The sequence below is a fragment of the Candidatus Symbiopectobacterium sp. NZEC135 genome (assembly GCF_025962695.1).
Window position 1 is genome coordinate 1 of the sequence record NZ_JAGFPF010000807.1, and the last position, 920, is coordinate 920.

Annotated in this window: 2 protein-coding genes; one reads left to right on the plus strand and one right to left on the minus strand. The window is 47.2% G+C overall.

The window, feature by feature from the left end; translation table 11 throughout:
- A partial coding sequence (locus tag J5224_RS30595) for a glycyl-radical enzyme activating protein (protein WP_264628795.1) occupies positions 1 to 765 on the plus strand: 765 nt, incomplete at its 5' end.
- Here the strand turns inward: J5224_RS30595 and J5224_RS30600 are convergent.
- A partial coding sequence (locus J5224_RS30600; RefSeq protein ID WP_264628796.1) for a hypothetical protein occupies positions 716 to 920 on the minus strand: 205 nt, incomplete at its 5' end. The two genes, J5224_RS30595 and J5224_RS30600, sit on opposite strands and share 50 nt — an antisense overlap.

The window sequence follows — 920 nt, forward strand, 5'->3', positions numbered from 1 at the left end:
CCTGAGCTGCTGTTCAAAAAGAATGACTGTATCCACTGCGGTAAATGTCTGGAAGCCTGTCAACACCAGGCGCTGTCCATCACCGCACCGCATTTTGTCGATCGCCAACGCTGTGTTAACTGCGGTGATTGCACCCGCGTGTGTCCGACCGGCGCGTTGGAAATGAAAGGCAAGCGCATCACCGTGCGTGAAGTGATACAAGAGCTACAAAAAGAAGAGAACGTGTATCGCCGTTCTGGCGGCGGCATTACGCTCTCTGGCGGCGAGCCGCTGGCGCAGCCGGAATTCGCCCGCGAACTGCTGAAGGCCTGTAAAGAAAAGGGCTGGCATACCGCGATTGAAACCACCGGACTGACGTCTGCACAAACCATCGAAGACGTATTCCCGTATATTGATTTGGCGCTTACGGATATCAAGGCAATCAATCCAGCCGTGCATCGCTGTAATACCGGAGTGGATAATCAGCGTATATTAGAAAACCTGATTAGAATTTCATTTATTACCAAAACCATCGTGAGAATTCCGCTGGTACCCGGCGTGAATGACAATCGCGAAGAAATTCACGCCATTGCCGAATTTGCCCGTATGATGTCGAATGTCGACACCATTCATTTATTGCCTTATCACACCTACGGTGAAAATAAATACACGTTACTTGGCCGTGAATACCCGATGGGTGACGCGCCCAGCATACCGGAAGAAACCGTAATTATCCTCAAACAGGAAATCGAATCATTGGGTTTCCAATGTCATATTGGGGGTTAATCGCACGGTATAAAACATTATCGGGAAACGTATTTTCACGTTGCCCGATTTTTAGCTTGTTATTATTAAAAATAATTATTTTCACATCAATAATACCGACGTGATGTATTACGTCGCTTATTTCTTGTACCCACACAATCAAGGTGAGTGTAATG